This is a genomic window from Sandaracinaceae bacterium (assembly GCA_016706685.1).
GTDB lineage: Bacteria > Myxococcota_A > Polyangia > Polyangiales > Houyiibacteriaceae > JADJJE01.
Genome location: JADJJE010000019.1, coordinates 89,022 through 105,385, shown reverse-complemented (window position 1 = coordinate 105,385; position 16,364 = coordinate 89,022). Strand labels below are relative to the sequence as shown.

The 16,364-nt window shown below is 71.6% G+C and carries 13 protein-coding genes; 4 read left to right on the top strand and 9 right to left on the bottom strand.

What is annotated here, in order from left to right; translation table 11 throughout:
• Nucleotides 1–64 precede the first annotated feature (64 nt).
• The 3 genes from IPI43_22920 to IPI43_22910 are packed head-to-tail and all read right to left on the bottom strand — an operon-like array spanning nucleotide 65 to nucleotide 5,162.
• Nucleotides 65–931 carry a hypothetical protein gene (locus tag IPI43_22920; protein ID MBK7776947.1) on the bottom strand — a complete coding sequence of 289 codons (867 nt, stop codon included), beginning with the start codon at nucleotides 929–931 and terminating at the stop codon, nucleotides 65–67.
• Complete coding sequence (locus IPI43_22915; GenBank protein ID MBK7776946.1) at nucleotides 931–3,015, bottom strand: IgGFc-binding protein; 2,085 nt, start codon at nucleotides 3,013–3,015, stop codon at nucleotides 931–933. The genes IPI43_22920 and IPI43_22915 overlap by 1 nt, the downstream gene beginning before the upstream one ends.
• The gene (locus IPI43_22910; GenBank protein ID MBK7776945.1) at nucleotides 3,012–5,162 is read right to left on the bottom strand and encodes an IPT/TIG domain-containing protein; all 2,151 of its coding nucleotides are present in this window, start codon (nucleotides 5,160–5,162) and stop codon (nucleotides 3,012–3,014) included. The genes IPI43_22915 and IPI43_22910 overlap by 4 nt, the downstream gene beginning before the upstream one ends.
• A gap of 50 nt (nucleotides 5,163–5,212) precedes the next feature.
• Here IPI43_22910 and IPI43_22905 point away from each other — a divergent pair, with 50 nt between their 5' ends.
• The gene (locus tag IPI43_22905) at nucleotides 5,213–6,319 is read left to right on the top strand and encodes a metallophosphoesterase (GenBank protein ID MBK7776944.1); all 1,107 of its coding nucleotides are present in this window, start codon (nucleotides 5,213–5,215) and stop codon (nucleotides 6,317–6,319) included.
• A 19-nt stretch (nucleotides 6,320–6,338) separates the two neighbouring features.
• Here the strand turns inward: IPI43_22905 and IPI43_22900 are convergent, their stop codons facing one another.
• The 3 genes from IPI43_22900 to IPI43_22890 are packed head-to-tail and all read right to left on the bottom strand — an operon-like array spanning nucleotide 6,339 to nucleotide 9,726.
• Entirely contained in the window at nucleotides 6,339–7,037 is a 699-nt protein-coding gene (locus IPI43_22900; GenBank protein ID MBK7776943.1) for an HAD hydrolase-like protein, read from the bottom strand.
• Between the two features lie 2 nt (nucleotides 7,038–7,039).
• Nucleotides 7,040–7,906 (bottom strand): hypothetical protein, encoded by an 867-nt coding sequence (locus tag IPI43_22895; protein ID MBK7776942.1) that lies wholly within the window; start codon nucleotides 7,904–7,906, stop codon nucleotides 7,040–7,042.
• A complete protein-coding gene (locus tag IPI43_22890) occupies nucleotides 7,903–9,726 on the bottom strand; it encodes an acyl-CoA dehydrogenase (protein ID MBK7776941.1) in 1,824 nt (607 codons plus the stop codon). The genes IPI43_22895 and IPI43_22890 overlap by 4 nt, the downstream gene beginning before the upstream one ends.
• 137 nt (nucleotides 9,727–9,863) lie before the next feature.
• On the opposite strand from IPI43_22890, the gene IPI43_22885 reads away from it, so the two are divergent.
• Together IPI43_22885 and IPI43_22880 are read left to right on the top strand one after the other, a co-directional pair.
• Nucleotides 9,864–10,745 carry a tetratricopeptide repeat protein gene (locus tag IPI43_22885; protein ID MBK7776940.1) on the top strand — a complete coding sequence of 294 codons (882 nt, stop codon included), beginning with the start codon at nucleotides 9,864–9,866 and terminating at the stop codon, nucleotides 10,743–10,745.
• 15 nt (nucleotides 10,746–10,760) lie between these two features.
• Nucleotides 10,761–12,188 (top strand): wax ester/triacylglycerol synthase family O-acyltransferase, encoded by a 1,428-nt coding sequence (locus tag IPI43_22880; GenBank protein MBK7776939.1) that lies wholly within the window; start codon nucleotides 10,761–10,763, stop codon nucleotides 12,186–12,188.
• Nucleotides 12,189–12,202: 14 nt separating this feature from the next.
• Here IPI43_22880 and IPI43_22875 read toward each other — a convergent pair whose 3' ends face one another.
• The gene (locus tag IPI43_22875; GenBank protein ID MBK7776938.1) at nucleotides 12,203–12,787 is read right to left on the bottom strand and encodes a hypothetical protein; all 585 of its coding nucleotides are present in this window, start codon (nucleotides 12,785–12,787) and stop codon (nucleotides 12,203–12,205) included.
• Between the two features lie 106 nt (nucleotides 12,788–12,893).
• Nucleotides 12,894–13,412 carry a hypothetical protein gene (locus IPI43_22870; protein ID MBK7776937.1) on the bottom strand — a complete coding sequence of 173 codons (519 nt, stop codon included), beginning with the start codon at nucleotides 13,410–13,412 and terminating at the stop codon, nucleotides 12,894–12,896.
• A gap of 75 nt (nucleotides 13,413–13,487) precedes the next feature.
• On the opposite strand from IPI43_22870, the gene IPI43_22865 reads away from it, so the two are divergent.
• The gene (locus IPI43_22865; protein ID MBK7776936.1) at nucleotides 13,488–14,324 is read left to right on the top strand and encodes an OmpA family protein; all 837 of its coding nucleotides are present in this window, start codon (nucleotides 13,488–13,490) and stop codon (nucleotides 14,322–14,324) included.
• A gap of 53 nt (nucleotides 14,325–14,377) precedes the next feature.
• Here the strand turns inward: IPI43_22865 and IPI43_22860 are convergent, their stop codons facing one another.
• A complete protein-coding gene (locus IPI43_22860) occupies nucleotides 14,378–16,237 on the bottom strand; it encodes a hypothetical protein (protein MBK7776935.1) in 1,860 nt (619 codons plus the stop codon).
• Nucleotides 16,238–16,364 lie beyond the last annotated feature (127 nt).

Here is a 16,364-nt window from a genome sequence, read left to right as displayed (position 1 = left end):
CACGGGGGTGAACGATTGTTCTCACACGCCCCCGCACCGACGTATCGTCAAGCATGCCGCGGCGTTACGAGCGCGGGACAGCCCGGTAGCGTGCCACCACCTGGGTCTCGGCGGTGGCCTGCGGGAAACGGGTCTCGCGCAGCACGGCGGCCACGCAAGCGGTCACGCTGGGAGGCGCACCGCTCACCTGGACCACGGGCTCTTGGTTGACCTGGCCGCTGGGCCCGAGGCGGAGGGACACCAGCACCTCCCAGGGCGCAGCCTCACCCGTGCCCACGTGCGCCACCGAGACGCAGCGCCGCAGCAGGTTGGTGCGCCCCCGCAGCGCCTGGGCCACGCGCGCCTCGCTGAGAGCGCCCACCACGTGCATGCCACCCGGAACAGGAGCCCAGGTGCGCCGCAACACCAAGGGGCGCCCACCGCCGGGCTGGCTGTTGCGGGCGGACTCGGGCAGGTGGCCGTCGTCGCTGTCGCCCAGCGAGATGACCTGCCCCACGTCGCGCTGCTGGCCGCTGGGCTCGCCGCGGCCCACCCGCAGGGTGAAGGTCACCAGGGTGGCCGCGTTACGCTCCGCGAGGCGCCAGGCCTCCGTGGCCGCCGCCACGCAGCGCTCGAGCGCCCGGTCACCCACGTTGGAGCGGTCCACGCTGGCCGCGATGGGGACGCCGTTGGCTTCGATGTGGACGCGCACGGACAGCTCGCCGGACAGCCGCTCCCCGGCGCGCTGCGCGACGCAGGCCTGGTAGGACCCGAGCGAGTTCTCCAGCACCTGTTGGATGGCGGGCCGCCCCAGCGGACCGCGCACGGAGAGCGCCCCGAGTGACACCGCACCCTGCGCCGGCTGCCCGAGCCCCACGCTGGCCATTAACGTTACCACGCAGGTGGTCACCAGCACCTGCGTCCGTCGTGTCTGCATGGACATCTCGTTCATCACTCGAAGATGGGCTGGAGGTTCAGGCCGCCCGCGTACGCGTAGCTCACGAACGCGTCGAAGCCATAGACCACGAGGCCCACGGGAGCATTGGCTTCCAGGCGATGAACGCCGTCGTCCTGCATGCCGGCGCGCACCACGTCGCGCTCCACCTCGGGGAAGCTCAGCTGGCAGCGGTAGATCAGGCGCGTGGAAGGGGGGTCCGAGGGCCCGCGCATCAGGCCATCGGCCGAGGACACGCTGCACCCGCGCGCGCGCAGCTCTTCACCGTCGAGGCGCACCTCGGCGGCGCTGGGCGCCACGATGACCACGAAGTCGAAGGCGTAGCGGTCCGGCGTGAGGAACACGTACTCGCTGCGGTACTGCTCGATGGGCGGCACCATGATGATGGATGGGTCACCGCCCGGATAGCGGACGGGCGAGCTGGGGATGCCCACCGCCTGCTGGCTGGGGAGGGCCTGCAGCACGGACACGGGCCGCCCCGTGGTGCTGAACAGCTCGAAGTCGCGCGTGGCGTCCAGCAGGCGGGACTCGCGCGCGTCCAGCACGAAGCGGTCGTCCGGAGGCGGGAGCGTGGTGGTGATCTCGGTGTCGTCCTGCACCGCGATGACGCGCACGTACTCCACCTCGTTGCCCACGGCCACGCTGTCCAGAGTGGGGTCCACGAAGGCCACGTTCAGCGCGGCGGCCCGCCCGGGCATGCGCGCGATGACGTACTGCGTGCCGAGCGTTCCGTCCCCGAAGAGCTGCTCTTCCAAGTGGTCGGCGCAGCACTGACGGTTGGCGTAGGTCTCGAACATGGGCGCGTCCGATGCCTCGCTCCCCACGAACACGCCCACCGGCTTGCTGGCGCTCACGTAGGACCCGGTGAAGTCGGCCATGAACCCGGCGGTCTCCAGGTTGAGCACGTCGAAGGCGCCCAGCGTGGCCACCAGCGTGTCGCCTGCCAGGCCCATGGGCACGCCGCTACCCGGCAGCACGCGCACGATGTCCGGACCGAGCGTGATGGTGACCTGCGTGTTGGCCTCGGGGGCCACGATGGTCAGGAAGGCGCGCAGACCCTCATCACGAGACGACGTGTCGAAGTCGATGTCCGGGCACGGCATCTCGGGCGGACAGTCCGAGTCTGCGATGGTCTGCGGCCACGAGACCACCGTGTACGACGCCGTGAGCGCGCGCGCGGGCAGCAACAGCGACGCGTCGTTGCTGAACACGGACACGTTGTCGAGCGGGTTGAACTGGTAGGCGACGATGGGCTGGTCGCTGGTGATGCGGTACGCGTGCGACGTGATGGCCGTGTGCGTGCCGTCGTTCTGTCCGCCGGACTCGGCGTCCACGCGGCAGAAGCACGGGGCGATGGTGTCGTCCGCCGAGCAGACGCACACCTCGGCGCCGCGGCACTCGCGCGCGGTGACGTCGCAGGGGGCGTTGCTGCTGCTGCCGTCCACCTCACGGCGCGGAAGCTCGAAGACCTCGAGGTCACCGGGCAGCACCAGCGAACTGGCCACCTCGCGCAGGACCGGAGGCTGGCCAGGCAACGCGTCGTTGACCTCCACGACCACGGCGGACGACGCGGCCCCGGGGTTGGACACCACCACCGCGAACTGCTGCGACGAGGCGTCGCGGCCGCCTCCGAGCGCAGCATTGTCGAGGTCGATGGCGAAGAACTCGCAGCCCACGTAGCTCTGCTGGAGGTCGGCCAGGCTGCACGCGTTCACGCACGCGCCGTCGTTGCACACGCGCTCCGGGGGACAGGCCGGCATCAAGTCCACAGCCGAGCCGTCCGCGCGGCAGACGCCCGGCTGGTTGCCCTGGCACAGAGGGACCTGCGGGTCGCACACGCGGCAGCCCAGCGAGGCCACGCAGACCTGACCGCGGTCGCCGCACTCGTCGCGCTCGGCGCGCAGGAAAGCCCCCGATCCCACACAGGTGACGAAGGCTCCCTGGTCGCAGCCGGTCTGCCCCGCCCGCTCGCACACGAAGCCGGTGACCGGGCCCGTGTCCGGTTGGCTGGGGGCTGGGGCTCCACAGGCGGGCAGGCCGGCGGCCAACGTCAGCAAGGCGAGGACGGTGCGGAGGGTCATCGTTGCGCCACGATGGTGTCCACCGACCACGCGGACCAGCGCTGCGAGGAGAGGGACGAGTAGGTGAAGGAGTCGAAGTCGAAGTCGGCCACGTTGATGCCGTAGATGGTGATGCGCAGCGGCCCGGGGCTGACGTCCGCGATTTCGTCTTCGGCGGAGAGGTCCGGCAACGGGGCCTGACGCGCGTCGCCCCGCACGAAGTGGCGCCACTGCGCGTTGCCGTCGCTGCCCTCCACGTAGATCATCCAGACGTCGGGCTCGGGGCCCGTGACGTCCCAGCGCAAGATGCGGTCTGCGGGCAACAGCTGCCCGTAGGTGGGTGCAGTGACCTCGGGCAAGCCCACGAAGCCCGCCAGGCTGACCGAGCCACCGAGCGGGCGCACGCCGCTGCGCACCACGTGCGTGGAGGGGTTGTCCAGCGTGGCCCCGGTGACCCAGGCGGCGTCCACGAAGTAGCGCCCATCGAACAGGGGCCCGGTGAGCGGCGGCTGCGCCACCAGCCGGATGATGCCCTCGCTGCTCAGCCGAACCACTTCGTCGAGCGCGTTCAGGCGCGCGAAGGGCCGCAGGAAGCCTTCGCCGCCCAAGTCGAGCGTGGCGCGCACCACGAAGCGGTCCGGCCCGCGCGAGCTGGGCGCGGGCAAGCCGGAGAGCTCGATGTCCAGCGGCTGGTCCAGCGGGATGTTCATCTGCAGCTCGACGTTGCTGAGCGTCTGCTCGGGCCCCAGCAGCACGCCTCGCCGCATGCCCATGACATAGGGAGCGAACTGCCCGGTCTGCGTGTTCTCGATGCCCGCGATGGCGAAGACCGCCAGCGCCGAGGCGCGCGACGCGATGCGGAACGGGTTGCCACGCACGCCCTGCATGTCTTCGGTGATGCGGTCGCTGGTGCCCGCCGGGCCGCCGGGCGCGATGTTGCGACACGTGGCGCAGGCGGTGGTGGTCTGCACGTAGGCCACGCGCACCTCTCCGGCGCGAGGGGTGGGCAGGCTGTCCCAGCCGTTGGGGGCGTGCTCGTTGGGGCCCGGGAAGCGCAGCTCGCCCTCGATGAAGGCCCCGTTGCGGGCGATGCCCACGCGCGGGAAGCCCATCATCATCTCGCCGAGCACGATCTCCACGCAGCCCACGTCCAGCCAGGGCTCGAGGAAGACGGTGACGCTGGCGGCATCGAAGTCCACGATGGTGGTCTTCTCGTGGCAGTAGGCCGCCACCGTGAGGGTCTGGGGCCCAGCGAGGCCCACCGCGCTGAGCGTGACCTGCCCGCGGATGTCCGTGCGCCCCGACACCTGCGCGGGCAGCTGCGTGCCCAGCATGACGAACGCCTCGGGCAGCGCGCCGCCCGTGAAGCGGCTGATGACGGTGACGTTGACGCTGCCCTGGATGACGCCGCCGCCGAGGCCGCCCGCGATGGGGTCCGACGCGTCGAAGTAGGTGAACGCCGCCGTGAGCACGATGGGCTCGCTGCCCGCCGCGCGGTAGCTGACGTCCACGGTGCCCGGGGGCGCGGCGGGAGCCAGGCACACCAGGCGGCTGGGCGACGGCACCTCGATGGCGCTGCAGGGCACGCCGCCGAGGCGCACCTCGTCGGTGTCCGAGAACGAGGCGCCGAGGCCCGTGATCTCGATGCGCGTGCCGCCCGCCACGCTGCCGCGCGTGGGGTCGAGCGCCAAGGAGTCGTAGACGTAGCCCGCGGCCAGCGTGGACACCCGCTCGCCGCTGCGCACGGACACCTCTGCGGGGCCCGGCGCCGAGGCGGGCGTGAGCACGCGGATGCGGTTGCCGTCCACGTAGCGCGTGTCGTTGGCCGGCAGGGTCACGCCCGCGAAGGTGACCACGCTGTTGGGCGTGAAGCCCACACCGCGCAGGGTGACCTCTTGGTCGCCCGAGAAGGGCCCGTGGGGCGGCTCTACACGGTCCAGCAGCAGGCCCATCGGGCCGGCATCGGGAAAGCCGCCCAAGTCTTGCGGGCCGGCGTCACGGGGGGTGGGGTTCCCCAGCGGCGGCGGCTGGTCCAGCGTGATGACGCGGCAACCCGTGCCCGTGAGCCCCAACACCAGCAGCCAAGGCGCGAGCGCACACACCGCGCGCAGGGTGACGGAGGCTTGGGCCCGCGCGGCGACGTGGGCTATGGTGCTGGGCGCGCGCATGCTCGGGCTCAGTGTGACGTGCCGGCAGGCCCACTTCAACGTCGAGACCCATGAAGCTCACGCGACTCGTCATCAGCGACCTGCACCTGGCCAACGGCCAGAAGCTGGGCGAGCCCAACCCGATGGAGGACTTCTTCCACGACGAGCGCTTCACCGAGCTGCTGGAGCACTACGACCGCGAGCACGGGCAGACGGGCGGCGTGGAGCTGATCCTGAACGGCGACATCTTCGACCTGCTGAAGATCAAGATCGACGGGGTGTGGCCGCTCGAGATCACCGAGCACGTGGCCATCGAGAAGCTGCGGCCCTGCCTCGAAGGACACCCGCGCTTCGTGCATGCGCTCAAGCGCTTCATGGACAACCCCGAGAACCGCATCACCTACCTGCCGGGCAACCACGACCTCGAGATGTGGTTCCCGGGCGCGCAGGAGCTGTTCTGCCGCTACGTGGCCCCCGGCAGCGCCGCCGAGCGCGTGCGCTTCATCACGGGCTCCGACACCTACTACCTGCCCGAGGGCATCCAGGTGCGCCACGGCCACCAGTTCGAGCGCATCCACCGCGTGGACTACCAGGAGATGACCCGCAAGCGCCGCGACGGGACCGAGATCCTGTTCCTGCCGTGGGGCACGCTGTGGATCCTCGAGGTGCTCAACCCGCTGAAGGAGCTGCGCAGCCACATCGACCGCATCCAGCCGCTGTCGCGCTTCATCTGGGGCTCGCTGGTGTTCGACCCGCGCATCGCGCTCACGTTCTTCTGGCGCTCCACGGTGTACTTCCTGCGGCACCGCGTGTTCGCCCTGGCCGCGTGGACCGACCGCATCCGCAAGCTCCCCAGCATGGTGCGCGAAGACCTGCTGGAGCTGGGCGGCGGCTACAACGCCCACGCCGAGCGCGCGCTGCGCAAGGTGCGCGGGGTGCACACGCTGATCGTCGGGCACAGCCACCAGCCGCGCTACAAGCCCTTCGCCGACGGCAAGCTGCTGGTGAACACGGGGACGTGGGTGAAGATGATCAACCTGGACCTGAAGCACCTGGGGCAGGCCACGGGGTTGACGTATGCGGTGATCGAGTACGAAGACACGGGGCGGCCGCGCACCTCGCTCATGCGCTGGATTGGCCGGCAGCTGCCCTGCGAGCCGGTGCCGTACAGCGAATGAAGGGTGGTTGCGGGCAGCCCTACGGCTCGTCCAGCAGCGTGGGGATCACGCTCGGGTGGCACAGGTCGGGCACCACCCACTCGGCCCCGGCGTCGCGCAGCTCGGCCTCCGTGTGGCCGCCCGTGAGCACACCCAGGCACGCGGCGTCGATGCCCCGCGCGGCGAGCGCGTCCTTCGGCGTGTCACCGATGACGACCACGCGGCAGGCCTGCAGCGGGGCTCGCAGCGCGCTCGCACCCCGCGTGGCGCCCGCCCGAATCAGCTCCACGCGGTCGCGGTGGTCGTCACCGAAGCCGCCGAAGCCGAAGTGGTGCCAGAGCTCGCCGCGCGTGAGCTTGGTGCGCGCGCCGGCCTCGCAGTTGCCGGTGCCCAGGCCCATGGCCAGCCAGTCGCGGCCCGACAAGCTGGCCAGCAGCTCGCGCACCCCGGGCAGCACCTCGTACTCGGGCGAAGCGGGCACCTCGTGCGCGAGCGCGCGCAGGTAGGCGTCGGCCAGCGCGGACACGAGAGCCTCGGTGGGCTCCATCTGAGCGGCGAGCAGTCCGCCCTCGAAGATCAGCGGGTCGGTCATGCCGCGAAAGTCCATGCCGTCTAGCGCGTCGGGGCGCCCACAGACGTCCGCGAAGGCCTGGCGCATGCTGCGCCGCCCTGCCCCGCCGGTCTTCAGCAGCGTGCCGTCGATGTCGAACAGCAGCACCGTGGGCCGCGTGGTGTGCATGCTCACGAGGCGGGCTCCCACTCTTCGAGGGCGGCACCCCGCGAGACCAGCGCGACCAGGCCCAGCTCCAGCACCAGCGGCCCGAACGTCTGCGCGTCGGCGTCACCGTCGAACGCGATGAACACCTCGTCCACCGGCTGCCCCGGCGCCACACGGCCGCGCCGCTCGATCTCCACGGCGAGCGTCAGGTCGGCCACCTGCAGCGGGCGAGAGCCGGCCCGGTAGAAGAAGCCCATGCGGCGCTCCTCCGCGTCATACGGCACAGGCACCAGGAGCGTGGGCTCGGCGGCCTCCCCCTCGGGCGCAGGCTCGAGGGCCGCCACCAACACGCCGGCCTCCACCGCGAACACCGTGGGCGTCACCCGCGTGTCGAGCGCGCGCGAGAAGGCGTCGCGCGCCCAGGCCTCGAGCTCACGCGCGCCCAGCAGCGCCTCCGCGTCGTCCGCCTCGCGCGCCCGCATGACCAGCACGCCCTGCGTGGGGATGGCCACCCAAGCCCGCTCTGCGGCCAGGCGCTTGTGCCCCTCGCGCAGGCGGCCGGCGTCCAGCACGAAGGCCGACGCGAACTCGTCCACCACGGTGAGCGCCAGCGGCCAGCCGTCGGCACGGCGCGCGCGCACTTCCCACTCGGTGGCGCGCCGGCTGAGCTGGGCCAGGGCCTCCCACTCGAGCGCCTCCTTCGAGCGGCCCTCTTCTTCGAGCGCCGAGGGCGTCACCGTGTAGCGCCGCTGCGAGTCGGCATAGGCAAAGGACACCCACGGCACGCGCGGCGCCTCGAAGGGTACGAGCGGCCGCACCACGGCCAACGTCTGCCCGCTCCAGTCGGCCTCCTGCAAGATGGGCAACAGCACACCCGGGGGTCGGCTCACGCGAACCACTCCGGGCGCATCTTCACATACGAGTCCTCGGCGTTGCGGCAGAGCGCGGCCAAGAGCTGCACGCGCGGCAGCTCGGTGTTGATGAAGTACTGCGCCGTGCAGCGCAGGGCGTCATCACGCACCGCGTGCTGCGTGGCCCCGGCCTGCGTGGAGCGCTGCGCCACCACGTAGAGCGCCAGCCACTGCCACGCCACCACGAAGGTGCCCATCAGGTCCAGGAAGTCGGCGCTGTGCGCCAGCATGCCCTCCGTGTCGCCGCGCTGACCGCGGGCCAGCAGCTCGCCCACCAGCTTCTCCAGCACCTGCGCGGCGTCGCCCACGGCAGTCACCAGCTCGCTCGGCACGTCGTGGCTCACGGCGGCCTGCAGCGTTCCGCGCACCTCTTGGGCCAGCGCGAACAGCCCTGCCCCGCCGCGCGCGCCCAGCTTGCGGCCCAGCAGGTCCAGCGACTGGATGCCCGTGGTGCCTTCGTGGATGCTGTTCAGGCGCTGGTCGCGCAGGTAGCTCTCCGGCAGGTACTCGCTGGTGTAGCCGTACCCGCCCAGCACCTGCACGGCCAGCGCGTTGGCGTCGAAGCCGCGCTCGGCCGGAAAGGTCTTGGCGATGGGCGTGAGCAGGTCCAGCAGCGCCTGAGCCCGCTCGCGCGTGGCCTCGTCGGCACCGTGCTGGGCCACGTCGGCGAAGCGCGCGGTGGTGGCCAGCAGCGCCAGGCTGCCCTCCACGATGGCCTTCTGGCGCAGCAGCATGCGCCGCACGTCCGCGTGCTGGACGATGGGCACCACCGGCGACGAGGGCAGCTGACCGAGCCCACGCCCCTGTGGCCGCGAGAGCGCATACAGCCGCGCCTCGTGATAGGCCACCGAGGCCGTGGCCGCGCCGTTCATGCCCACCATCAGGCGCGCCTCGTTCATCATCTGGAACATGTAGCGCAGGCCGCGGTGCTCCTCGCCCACCAGATAGCCATGGCAGTCGCCCTCGTCGCCGTACTCGAGCGCGGTGCTGGGCAGGCCCTTCCAGCCGATCTTGTGGATGACCTGCGACACGCGCACGTCGTTGGGCACCAGCCGCCCGCCCTCGAGGCGCTTCTTGGGCACGGCAAACAGCGAGATGCCCGCGCTGCCGGGCGGCGCCCCCTCGATGCGCGCCAGCGTCAGGTGCACCACGTTGTCCACCATGGTGTTGTCCGCGCCCGAGATGAAGATCTTGCTGCCGCGGATCAGGTGGTGGCCCGCCGCGGTCGGCGTGGCGCGCGTGGTCACATCGCCCAGGCTGCTGCCCGCATGCGGCTCCGTGAGGGCCATGGTGCCGTTCCACTCGCCCGCGTACATGGGCTTCATGTACGCGTCCTTGAGGGCCTCGGTGCCGTAGGCCTCGATCAGGTGCGCCGCCCCGTGTGTGAGCCCCACGTAGCCGTAAGCGCTCAGGTTGCCCGCCATGAGGTACGACGTGGCCAGCGTGGCCACCAGCTGCGGCAGCTGCTGCCCGCCCACGCTCTCGGGGCGCGTGGCCGTCATGACGCCCAGGTCCACCATGCTGCGGAACAGGTGCGGCAGGCTCGGGTGCGTGACCACCGTGCCGTCACGCAGCACGGGCGGCTCTTGGTCCATGGGCCGGTACGTGGGGAACAGCTCCTCGCGCGCAAAGCGGCGCACGGCGGCCAGGTAGAGGTCGAAGGTCTCGCGCGAGTGGTCGGCGAAGGCGGGGAGCTCGGTCAGCGCCACGGCATCGAGGTGCTCGTACAGCAGGAGGTCGATGAAGGCGTCATCGACGAGCGGGTTGGTGGACGAGGGCGCGGAGCTCGAGGCGGACATCCGCGGAAGGTCGCAGACCACACCGGGTACACGCAACCTGTCCTGCCCGGACGCCGCTCGCCCTGCTTGCCACGGTTGCTCCAGGTACCCAGACGCCAAGACTCCCAGAAGCGCTCAGGGCCCGGTATAGTGGGCGGATGCCCGCATTCCGTTCGGCCCGAGTCCCCCGCCTGCTCCTCTCGCTCGCTTTCGGCGTGGTGCCCGCCACGCTGACGGGCACGCCCTCTGCTGTGGCTCAGCAGGTGAGCCCGGCGCAGGCTCACTACCGGGCGGCGGTGGCGCACAAGCGGGCTGGCCGCTGGGCCGAGGCGCTCACCGAGGTGGACGCGGCCCTGGCGCTCGAGCCCACGCTGGCGGCGGCGCACCTCACGCGCGGGGCGGTGCTGCGCGAGCTGAACCGGCTGGATGAGGCCCTGGCCGCGTACCGCCGGGTGGCCGAGCTGCAGCCCTCCCACGCGGACGGGCACGCCATGGTGGGCGCCACGCTGGTGCGCCTGCAACGCTTCGAGGAGGCGGTCGCCCCGCTGCGCCGCGCGGTAGAGCTGCGCCCCGACGACACCAACAGCTGGGGCAACCTGGGCGTGGCCCTGCGCCGGCTCAACCGCAACGACGAGGCCATCGCGGCCTACCAGAGCGGCCTCGCGCAGGTCCCCAACGACCCGAGCCTGCTCAACAACCTGGGCGTCATCCTGCGCAACACGGGGCGCTACCAGGAGGCGGCCGACCTGTTCCGGCGCGCGCTGATCACCCAGCCCAACGACCACGCCATGATCCTGAACCTGGCCGTGGCGCTGCGCTCGCTGGAGCGCTTCGACGATGCCATCCCGCAGTACCGCCGCGCCATCGAGCTGAACCCGGCGTACCACGACGCCATGTTCGACCTGGCCGCCTGCTACGAGCAGCTCGGAAGGAACACCGAGGCCGCCGAGTGGTACCAGCGCTACATCACGGCCATCGGCACGCGGGAGCCTGCGAACGCGCAGCGCGCCACCACGGCGCTGGGCCGCGTCAGCCGGTAGTCCTCACGCTAAACCATGACCCCGGTCGCCACGCTCGACGCTGCGATGCTGATCGCGGAGACGGCCGAGATGCCGCTCCACAACCTGGGGGTGCTGCGGTTCGAGCCGCCGCCCGAACCCGCTCAGTCGGCGTTCGAGTCGATGCGCGCGATGATCGGCGCCCGGCTCCACCGCGTGCCCGCGTTCCGACACAAGCTGGTGCAGGGGCCGCTCCGTCTGGGTGACCTGCAGTGGGTCGAGGACGCCGAGGTGGACCTGGGTCGCCACCTCTTCCGGACGCGGCTGCCGAGCCCGGGCGGGGAGGCGGAGCTCCGCGCGTTCGTCGGCGACTACGCGGCGCGCTTGCTCCCCCGTGACAAGCCGCTGTGGGAGGTGGCGCTCGTCGAGGGGCTGGCCTCGGGCGAGCTCGTCGCAGTGGCCAAGATTCACCACGCCACGATGGACGGCTCGAAGCTGGCGGCGCTGCTCGGTGACCTCTTCGACCACAGCCCGAGTGAAACAGCCTTGCCCCCAGCGCCGCAGGTGCAGCATGGGTCACGCGACCCGGGAGTCGTCCGGCTCGCGCTGACGGGCGCGCGCTCGCTCGCCGCGAAGCCGGGCCGAGTCACACACGCGGCGGTGGACGTAGCCTCCGCCCTGATGCGCAGGAGGGGCGCGGCATCCGGCTCGGGCATGCCCAGCGACGTCGCGAGCTTCCGCGTCCCGCCCACGCCATGGGGCGGCGCGCTCTCCCGCCAGCGCGTGGTGGCGCTCGCTCACGTGAGCCTCAACGACGTGCGTGCGATTGGCGCTGCGTTCGACGCGACCGTGAACGACGTGGTGCTCGCCGCCGCAGCCAGCACGTTGCGCCGCTGGTTGGTCGCGCGCGGCACGCTGCCTTCGAGCGCGCTCATCGCGAACGTCCCGGTGGCGTTACGCGACGAGTCCGGCGACCACGCCGGCAACCACGTCTCGATGCTGCGGGTCCATCTGCCCATGGACGAGCTCGATCCCGTGGGCCGCCTCCGCCGCATCCAGGCGGAGACCAGCCGCGGTAAGCGCAAGCATCGGAAGACGGGCCCGAACCCGTATCTCCGGCTCGCGGATCTGGTGCTCGCGCTCACCGTGCCGCGGGCTCTCAGCGCGGCCGTGGCGTTCTACGCGCGTCATCGCGTGGCGGACCTACACCCCGCGCTCTGGAACGTGGTCATCTCGAACGTGCCCGGTCCGCGTGCACCGCTCTATTGCCATGGGGCTCGTCTCGCATGCATCTATCCCCTCGGGCCGGTGCAGCACGGCTCCGGGCTCAACCTCACCGTGATGAGCACGGGTGAGCAGCTCGGCCTCGGCGTGCTCGCGTGCGGGGAGCGCGTCTCCCACGTGGACGACATCGCGCTGGGCTTCGTGGACGAAGTGGCCAGCCTGCTCGCAGCCGCACGACGCACCAACGCACCGACAGGCTGAGCCGTGGAGCGCCGTCAGCGTGTGCGCTCGAACGCGAGCGTGTACGTGATGGATGCTGGCAGGTGCGGGCTGCTGATGGTGGCTTCGAGCGTCAGCTCCCGGCCGTCTCCCGACAGCGAGAAGAGGTGGACCGCGCCGCCTCGTCGCTCGCGATACGTCTCGCGAATCCGGTTGCCGACGACGTCGTGCTTCACGTCGACCGTTCCGCCGTCGGCCGTGGGGTTCGGCGCGAACGTGCCGAGGCTCGGCGTCTCGTTGCGTCGGCCGCCCGTGTAGTCGATGACCAGCCCATCGCCGCGCGGCGTGATCGTGACGCTGGGAATCGGCGGATCGCTCGCCAGGAGCCGACGTCGCGCGATGCTCTCGCGTGCCGGGGCCATGTCCACCACCACCCCCTCGATCGCGGCCCGGATGAGGGCTCCACCGCCGTCGGGCAGCCGGCTCCGATACGTTCCCGCGAAGCGCTGGAGGACGACCGCGCCATTCGACTGGGTGGACGCCGGCGAAGCGAGCGTGGCGACGAGCGCGAGCGAGGCCGCGACCAGGGCGACCCCGAGTGGTGAGACGGCCCCGAACGAGCGGCAGAGGGAGTTCGTCATTCGTGATGACTAGCCCATCGATCACCGACGTGCCCACACGGACCGCTTCTTCTTCGCGCGCGACCAGAGCTTCGAGTTCATCATCAGCGAGCGCTGAGGGCCGCCGTCAGGCAGGACGCCGGGGCGCGGCAGCCAGCGGGCGCAGCACGAGCGCCAGCGTGGCCGCCACCAGGTAGGGCGCGCTCACCATGCCGCCCATGCGCAGCCCACCGGACTCGTTCAGGAGCCGTACGCCCAGCGCGAGAGCGCCGAGGCCCAGCAGCAGCACCAGGCCCTGGCTGAAGCGCTCGTCGCGCGCGGGGCCGGCGAGGCAGAAGCCCACCCCCACGCCGAGCAGCGCCAGCATGCCGGATAGGTTCGAGGCCTCGCGGCTCACCACCACGTCTGTCAGCGCGCCGAGCCCCGCGATGGGCAGCCCGAGGCCGACGAACGTGAGCACCGTGCTGCCGAAGCCGCCGCCGATGACGCGGCCGAAGACCACGGCCAGCGCCGCCACCAGCAGCGCCGCGAGGTCGAGCGCCAGGAGCAGGCCGGGCGCCACCACGGCCGCCGCGAACACCAGCAGCGCCGCGCGCACCAGCAGCACGGACGCCGGCACCGCCAGCAAGCGAGGGGAGACAGCCATGGCGCGCGAGCGTAGCGGTGCCACGCACGCGCCAGCAAGTGCCCGCTCGCGCCTCATGAGCGCTACCCTGCGGGCATGCTTCGCGCAGCGTGCGTCCTTTGCTCTGTCTTGCTGGTGGCTGGCTGCGGTGCCGCCGTGGCGCCTGCCCCGGACCCGATCCCGCCGCCGGCCGACCGCGACGAGGACCGCATCGCGGATGCGTCCGACGCGTGCCCTGCGGAACCGGAAGACGAAGACGACACCGACGACGCCGATGGCTGCCCGGACCCCGACAACGATCATGACGGCCTGCTCGACGAGTCCGACCTCTGTCCCAACGACCCGGAAGACATGGACGCCTACCAGGATGCCGACGGCTGCCCCGACCCGGACAACGACCAAGACCGCATCGTGGATGTCAGCGACCAGTGCCCGTGCATCCCCGAGGTTTTCAACGGCTACGAAGACGAGGACGGCTGCCCCGACCGCGGCAACATCCTACTGATCGATGAGCGGCTCTTCATCCTCGACAAGGTCTTCTTCGCCCGCCGCAGCGCCGTGCCGGACACGCGCAGCACACCCATCATCGAGGCCGTGGCCGCCACGCTGCTCCACAACCCGCAGCTCACGCTGGTGGAGGTGGCCGGCCACGCATCCCGCGACGAGCCCGGCGCGCAGGCGCTCAGCGAGGCCCGCGCGGTGGCGGTGCGCGACGCGCTCGTGGTCGCAGGCGTGGACGCCGCGCGACTTGTGGCGCGGGGGCACGGCAGCGCGCAGCCCCTGGTGCCCGGCCGCAGCCGCGAGGCCAACGAGCAGAACCGGCGCGTGGAATTCGTGATCCTCGAGCCTCCCCAGGGGCCGAATGCCGAACGGCGGCAGGCACCGCTGCCCGGGCCTGTGCCGGGCTGCCCGGAGGTGGGGCCTGGGGGGTGATCGTCACGGTGGATGGGCACGCGCTCTCGAGCTTCGCCTGGTGGAGCGCCCCGTCAGATCCGACCGCCGCCGCACAACCCGTCCTCGCTCGGGGAGCTGGGCGGCGGCTGGACGCAGGTCCTGACGTCTGCCCACACCGACTCGGCAGCCGGCATGGGGAGGACAGCCACCACCCGCAAGTCGTCCGGACAGACCCGCAGATTGGTACGTGCCCCCGAGGCTGCGAGGAAGGCAGCGAGGTCCGCTGTGACGGCAGAGGCATCCTCGTCGGCAGGGGTATCCCAGCGTGACGGTCCGATAGGGGCGTCCGGTCTCGCTTCATCGAGGGCGTCTCCCCGCTCGTCGGTGGATGCGTACTCGAACACCAGCCGCAGACGCGACTCCTCCGTCGCCGGCTCGGTGGTCAGCCACTCGCCAGCGCCGAACATGCGGTGCACCTGCAGCAGGCGCATGCGGGTCTGGCCGCCTCGCTGCTGAGGGCCACTACGTAGCTGCCAGAACTCGGTGGGAACGAACTCGTAGCTGCGCGCGTAGAGCACCACGCTCGCGTTCGCGAAGCGCGCGCCCACACTGGCGTCCAACATCAACGTCTGCCCGCGGTGCTCGCGGTCATTGCGCCCGCAGTAGATGCCGTCGGAACCGCTGCGCACGACCGGCAGCGTGGCCCTGCGCGGCTCGTACAGCGGGGAGACGGCGGTGGCCTCTGCCCGGGGGCTGGGGTCCGCTGCGTCCACCCGGTAGGCCACTCGGCCACGCGCATCCAGCAGCGCCCAGCGCTGATAGCCGACGTAGCGGACTGCCGAGGGCGCGAACACCAGGGCGATGCGATCCACCGCGTCGTTGGTGGCGATGGCCAGGATGGGCTGCTCGTGCAGCGGCCCGAGGCCGCGCGCGTCCAGCGGCAGGGAGCGCGTGCTCACGTTCGCCCCGAGGGTGACGACATCGATGCGGGTGCCGCACACGCTCACGAGGCTTCCGCCGTCGTTCGAGAAGGCGGCGGGCCCGCGACAGTCGGCGGCGAGCGCGGCCTCCGCGAGGCCCGACACCAGCGGAACCACGCGCGCGCTGTCGCGGGTGCGCACGTAGGCATGGCGCTCGTCCTCTGCGATGCGGATGGCTTCCGTGTCGTGAGCCGCATCGAGCGCGATGCGCCCGTCGGCCAGCGCGACCACCTGATAGCGCGTGCCGACGCACACCAGCTGCTGGGACTCGGAGGGGAAGGCGAGGCGACTGGGCAGCGTGCAGATGCCGGTACCCATGCGACCCACCTGCACGTCGGGCAGCGCCACCACAGCGAAGGCACCATGGGGCGAGACGGCTTCCAGCCGCCCGCAGAGATCGCGTCGTGGGAGCAGCACGGACGTGGCGTAGCCACCTTCGATGTCGAATTGCCGCGGTTCCTGCGGCTCGATCCCGCACGCATCCGCCGTCGGTACACAGCCACGCTCGGTATGCAGCACTTGCACCATGCGGTGTTGCGCCGCGGCCTCGGCGTCCAGCGCGAGCAGCGGCGCCAGCCGGTCTTCCACCGCGAGGGCGGCGAGGGGCAGCGAGCCTCGCGTGCGGGTCGCCAGGTTCGCCCACTCGAGCGGTGAGCCGTCGCAGAGGGTGGCTACGTCGGAGTCGGCCTGCAGCGCGCTCGGCTGCGCGATGAACGCCACCACCGCGCCATCTGCCGACCGGTCGTAGGCGGTGGTCGAGGGCGTCACGGCGATGGGCAGCGGCATGGCGCTGAGGGCGTTCCGCGTTGCCGGGTCGTCGAGGGGCGACGGACCGAGGGACGCCGCGGCGCGCAGCAACGCCACCGCCGCGCTGTGGTCACCGCGCGCGAGGCTCGTCGAGGCGTTGCCGAGCAGTGTGATGACACGCGGGTCCGTACCGGCCTCGGACGGCGGGCATGCGGCAGACGACACCGTGGGCTCCGTCACCGCCGGAACCGCCGCCGAACCGCATCCGTGGAGCACGAGCGGCAACGCCCACGCGAGACGCTGCGAAGCCAGGAGACGCAGGCTGATCGTCATACACGGCGAGAGTGCCACA

Bases quoted from the DNA above. Each gene is read 5' to 3' on its own strand.
- IPI43_22880 (MBK7776939.1), top strand. From the start codon at position 10,761: ATGACCCCGGTCGCCACGCTCGACGCTGCGATGCTGATCGCGGAGACG.
- IPI43_22920 (MBK7776947.1), bottom strand. From the start codon at position 931: ATGAACGAGATGTCCATGCAGACACGACGGACGCAGGTGCTGGTGACC.
- IPI43_22865 (MBK7776936.1), top strand. From the start codon at position 13,488: ATGCTTCGCGCAGCGTGCGTCCTTTGCTCTGTCTTGCTGGTGGCTGGC.
- IPI43_22910 (MBK7776945.1), bottom strand. From the start codon at position 5,162: ATGCGCGCGCCCAGCACCATAGCCCACGTCGCCGCGCGGGCCCAAGCC.
- IPI43_22875 (MBK7776938.1), bottom strand. From the start codon at position 12,787: ATGACGAACTCCCTCTGCCGCTCGTTCGGGGCCGTCTCACCACTCGGG.
- IPI43_22905 (MBK7776944.1), top strand. From the start codon at position 5,213: ATGAAGCTCACGCGACTCGTCATCAGCGACCTGCACCTGGCCAACGGC.
- IPI43_22900 (MBK7776943.1), bottom strand. From the start codon at position 7,037: ATGCACACCACGCGGCCCACGGTGCTGCTGTTCGACATCGACGGCACG.
- IPI43_22890 (MBK7776941.1), bottom strand. From the start codon at position 9,726: ATGTCCGCCTCGAGCTCCGCGCCCTCGTCCACCAACCCGCTCGTCGAT.
- IPI43_22915 (MBK7776946.1), bottom strand. From the start codon at position 3,015: ATGACCCTCCGCACCGTCCTCGCCTTGCTGACGTTGGCCGCCGGCCTG.
- IPI43_22885 (MBK7776940.1), top strand. From the start codon at position 9,864: ATGCCCGCATTCCGTTCGGCCCGAGTCCCCCGCCTGCTCCTCTCGCTC.
- IPI43_22870 (MBK7776937.1), bottom strand. From the start codon at position 13,412: ATGGCTGTCTCCCCTCGCTTGCTGGCGGTGCCGGCGTCCGTGCTGCTG.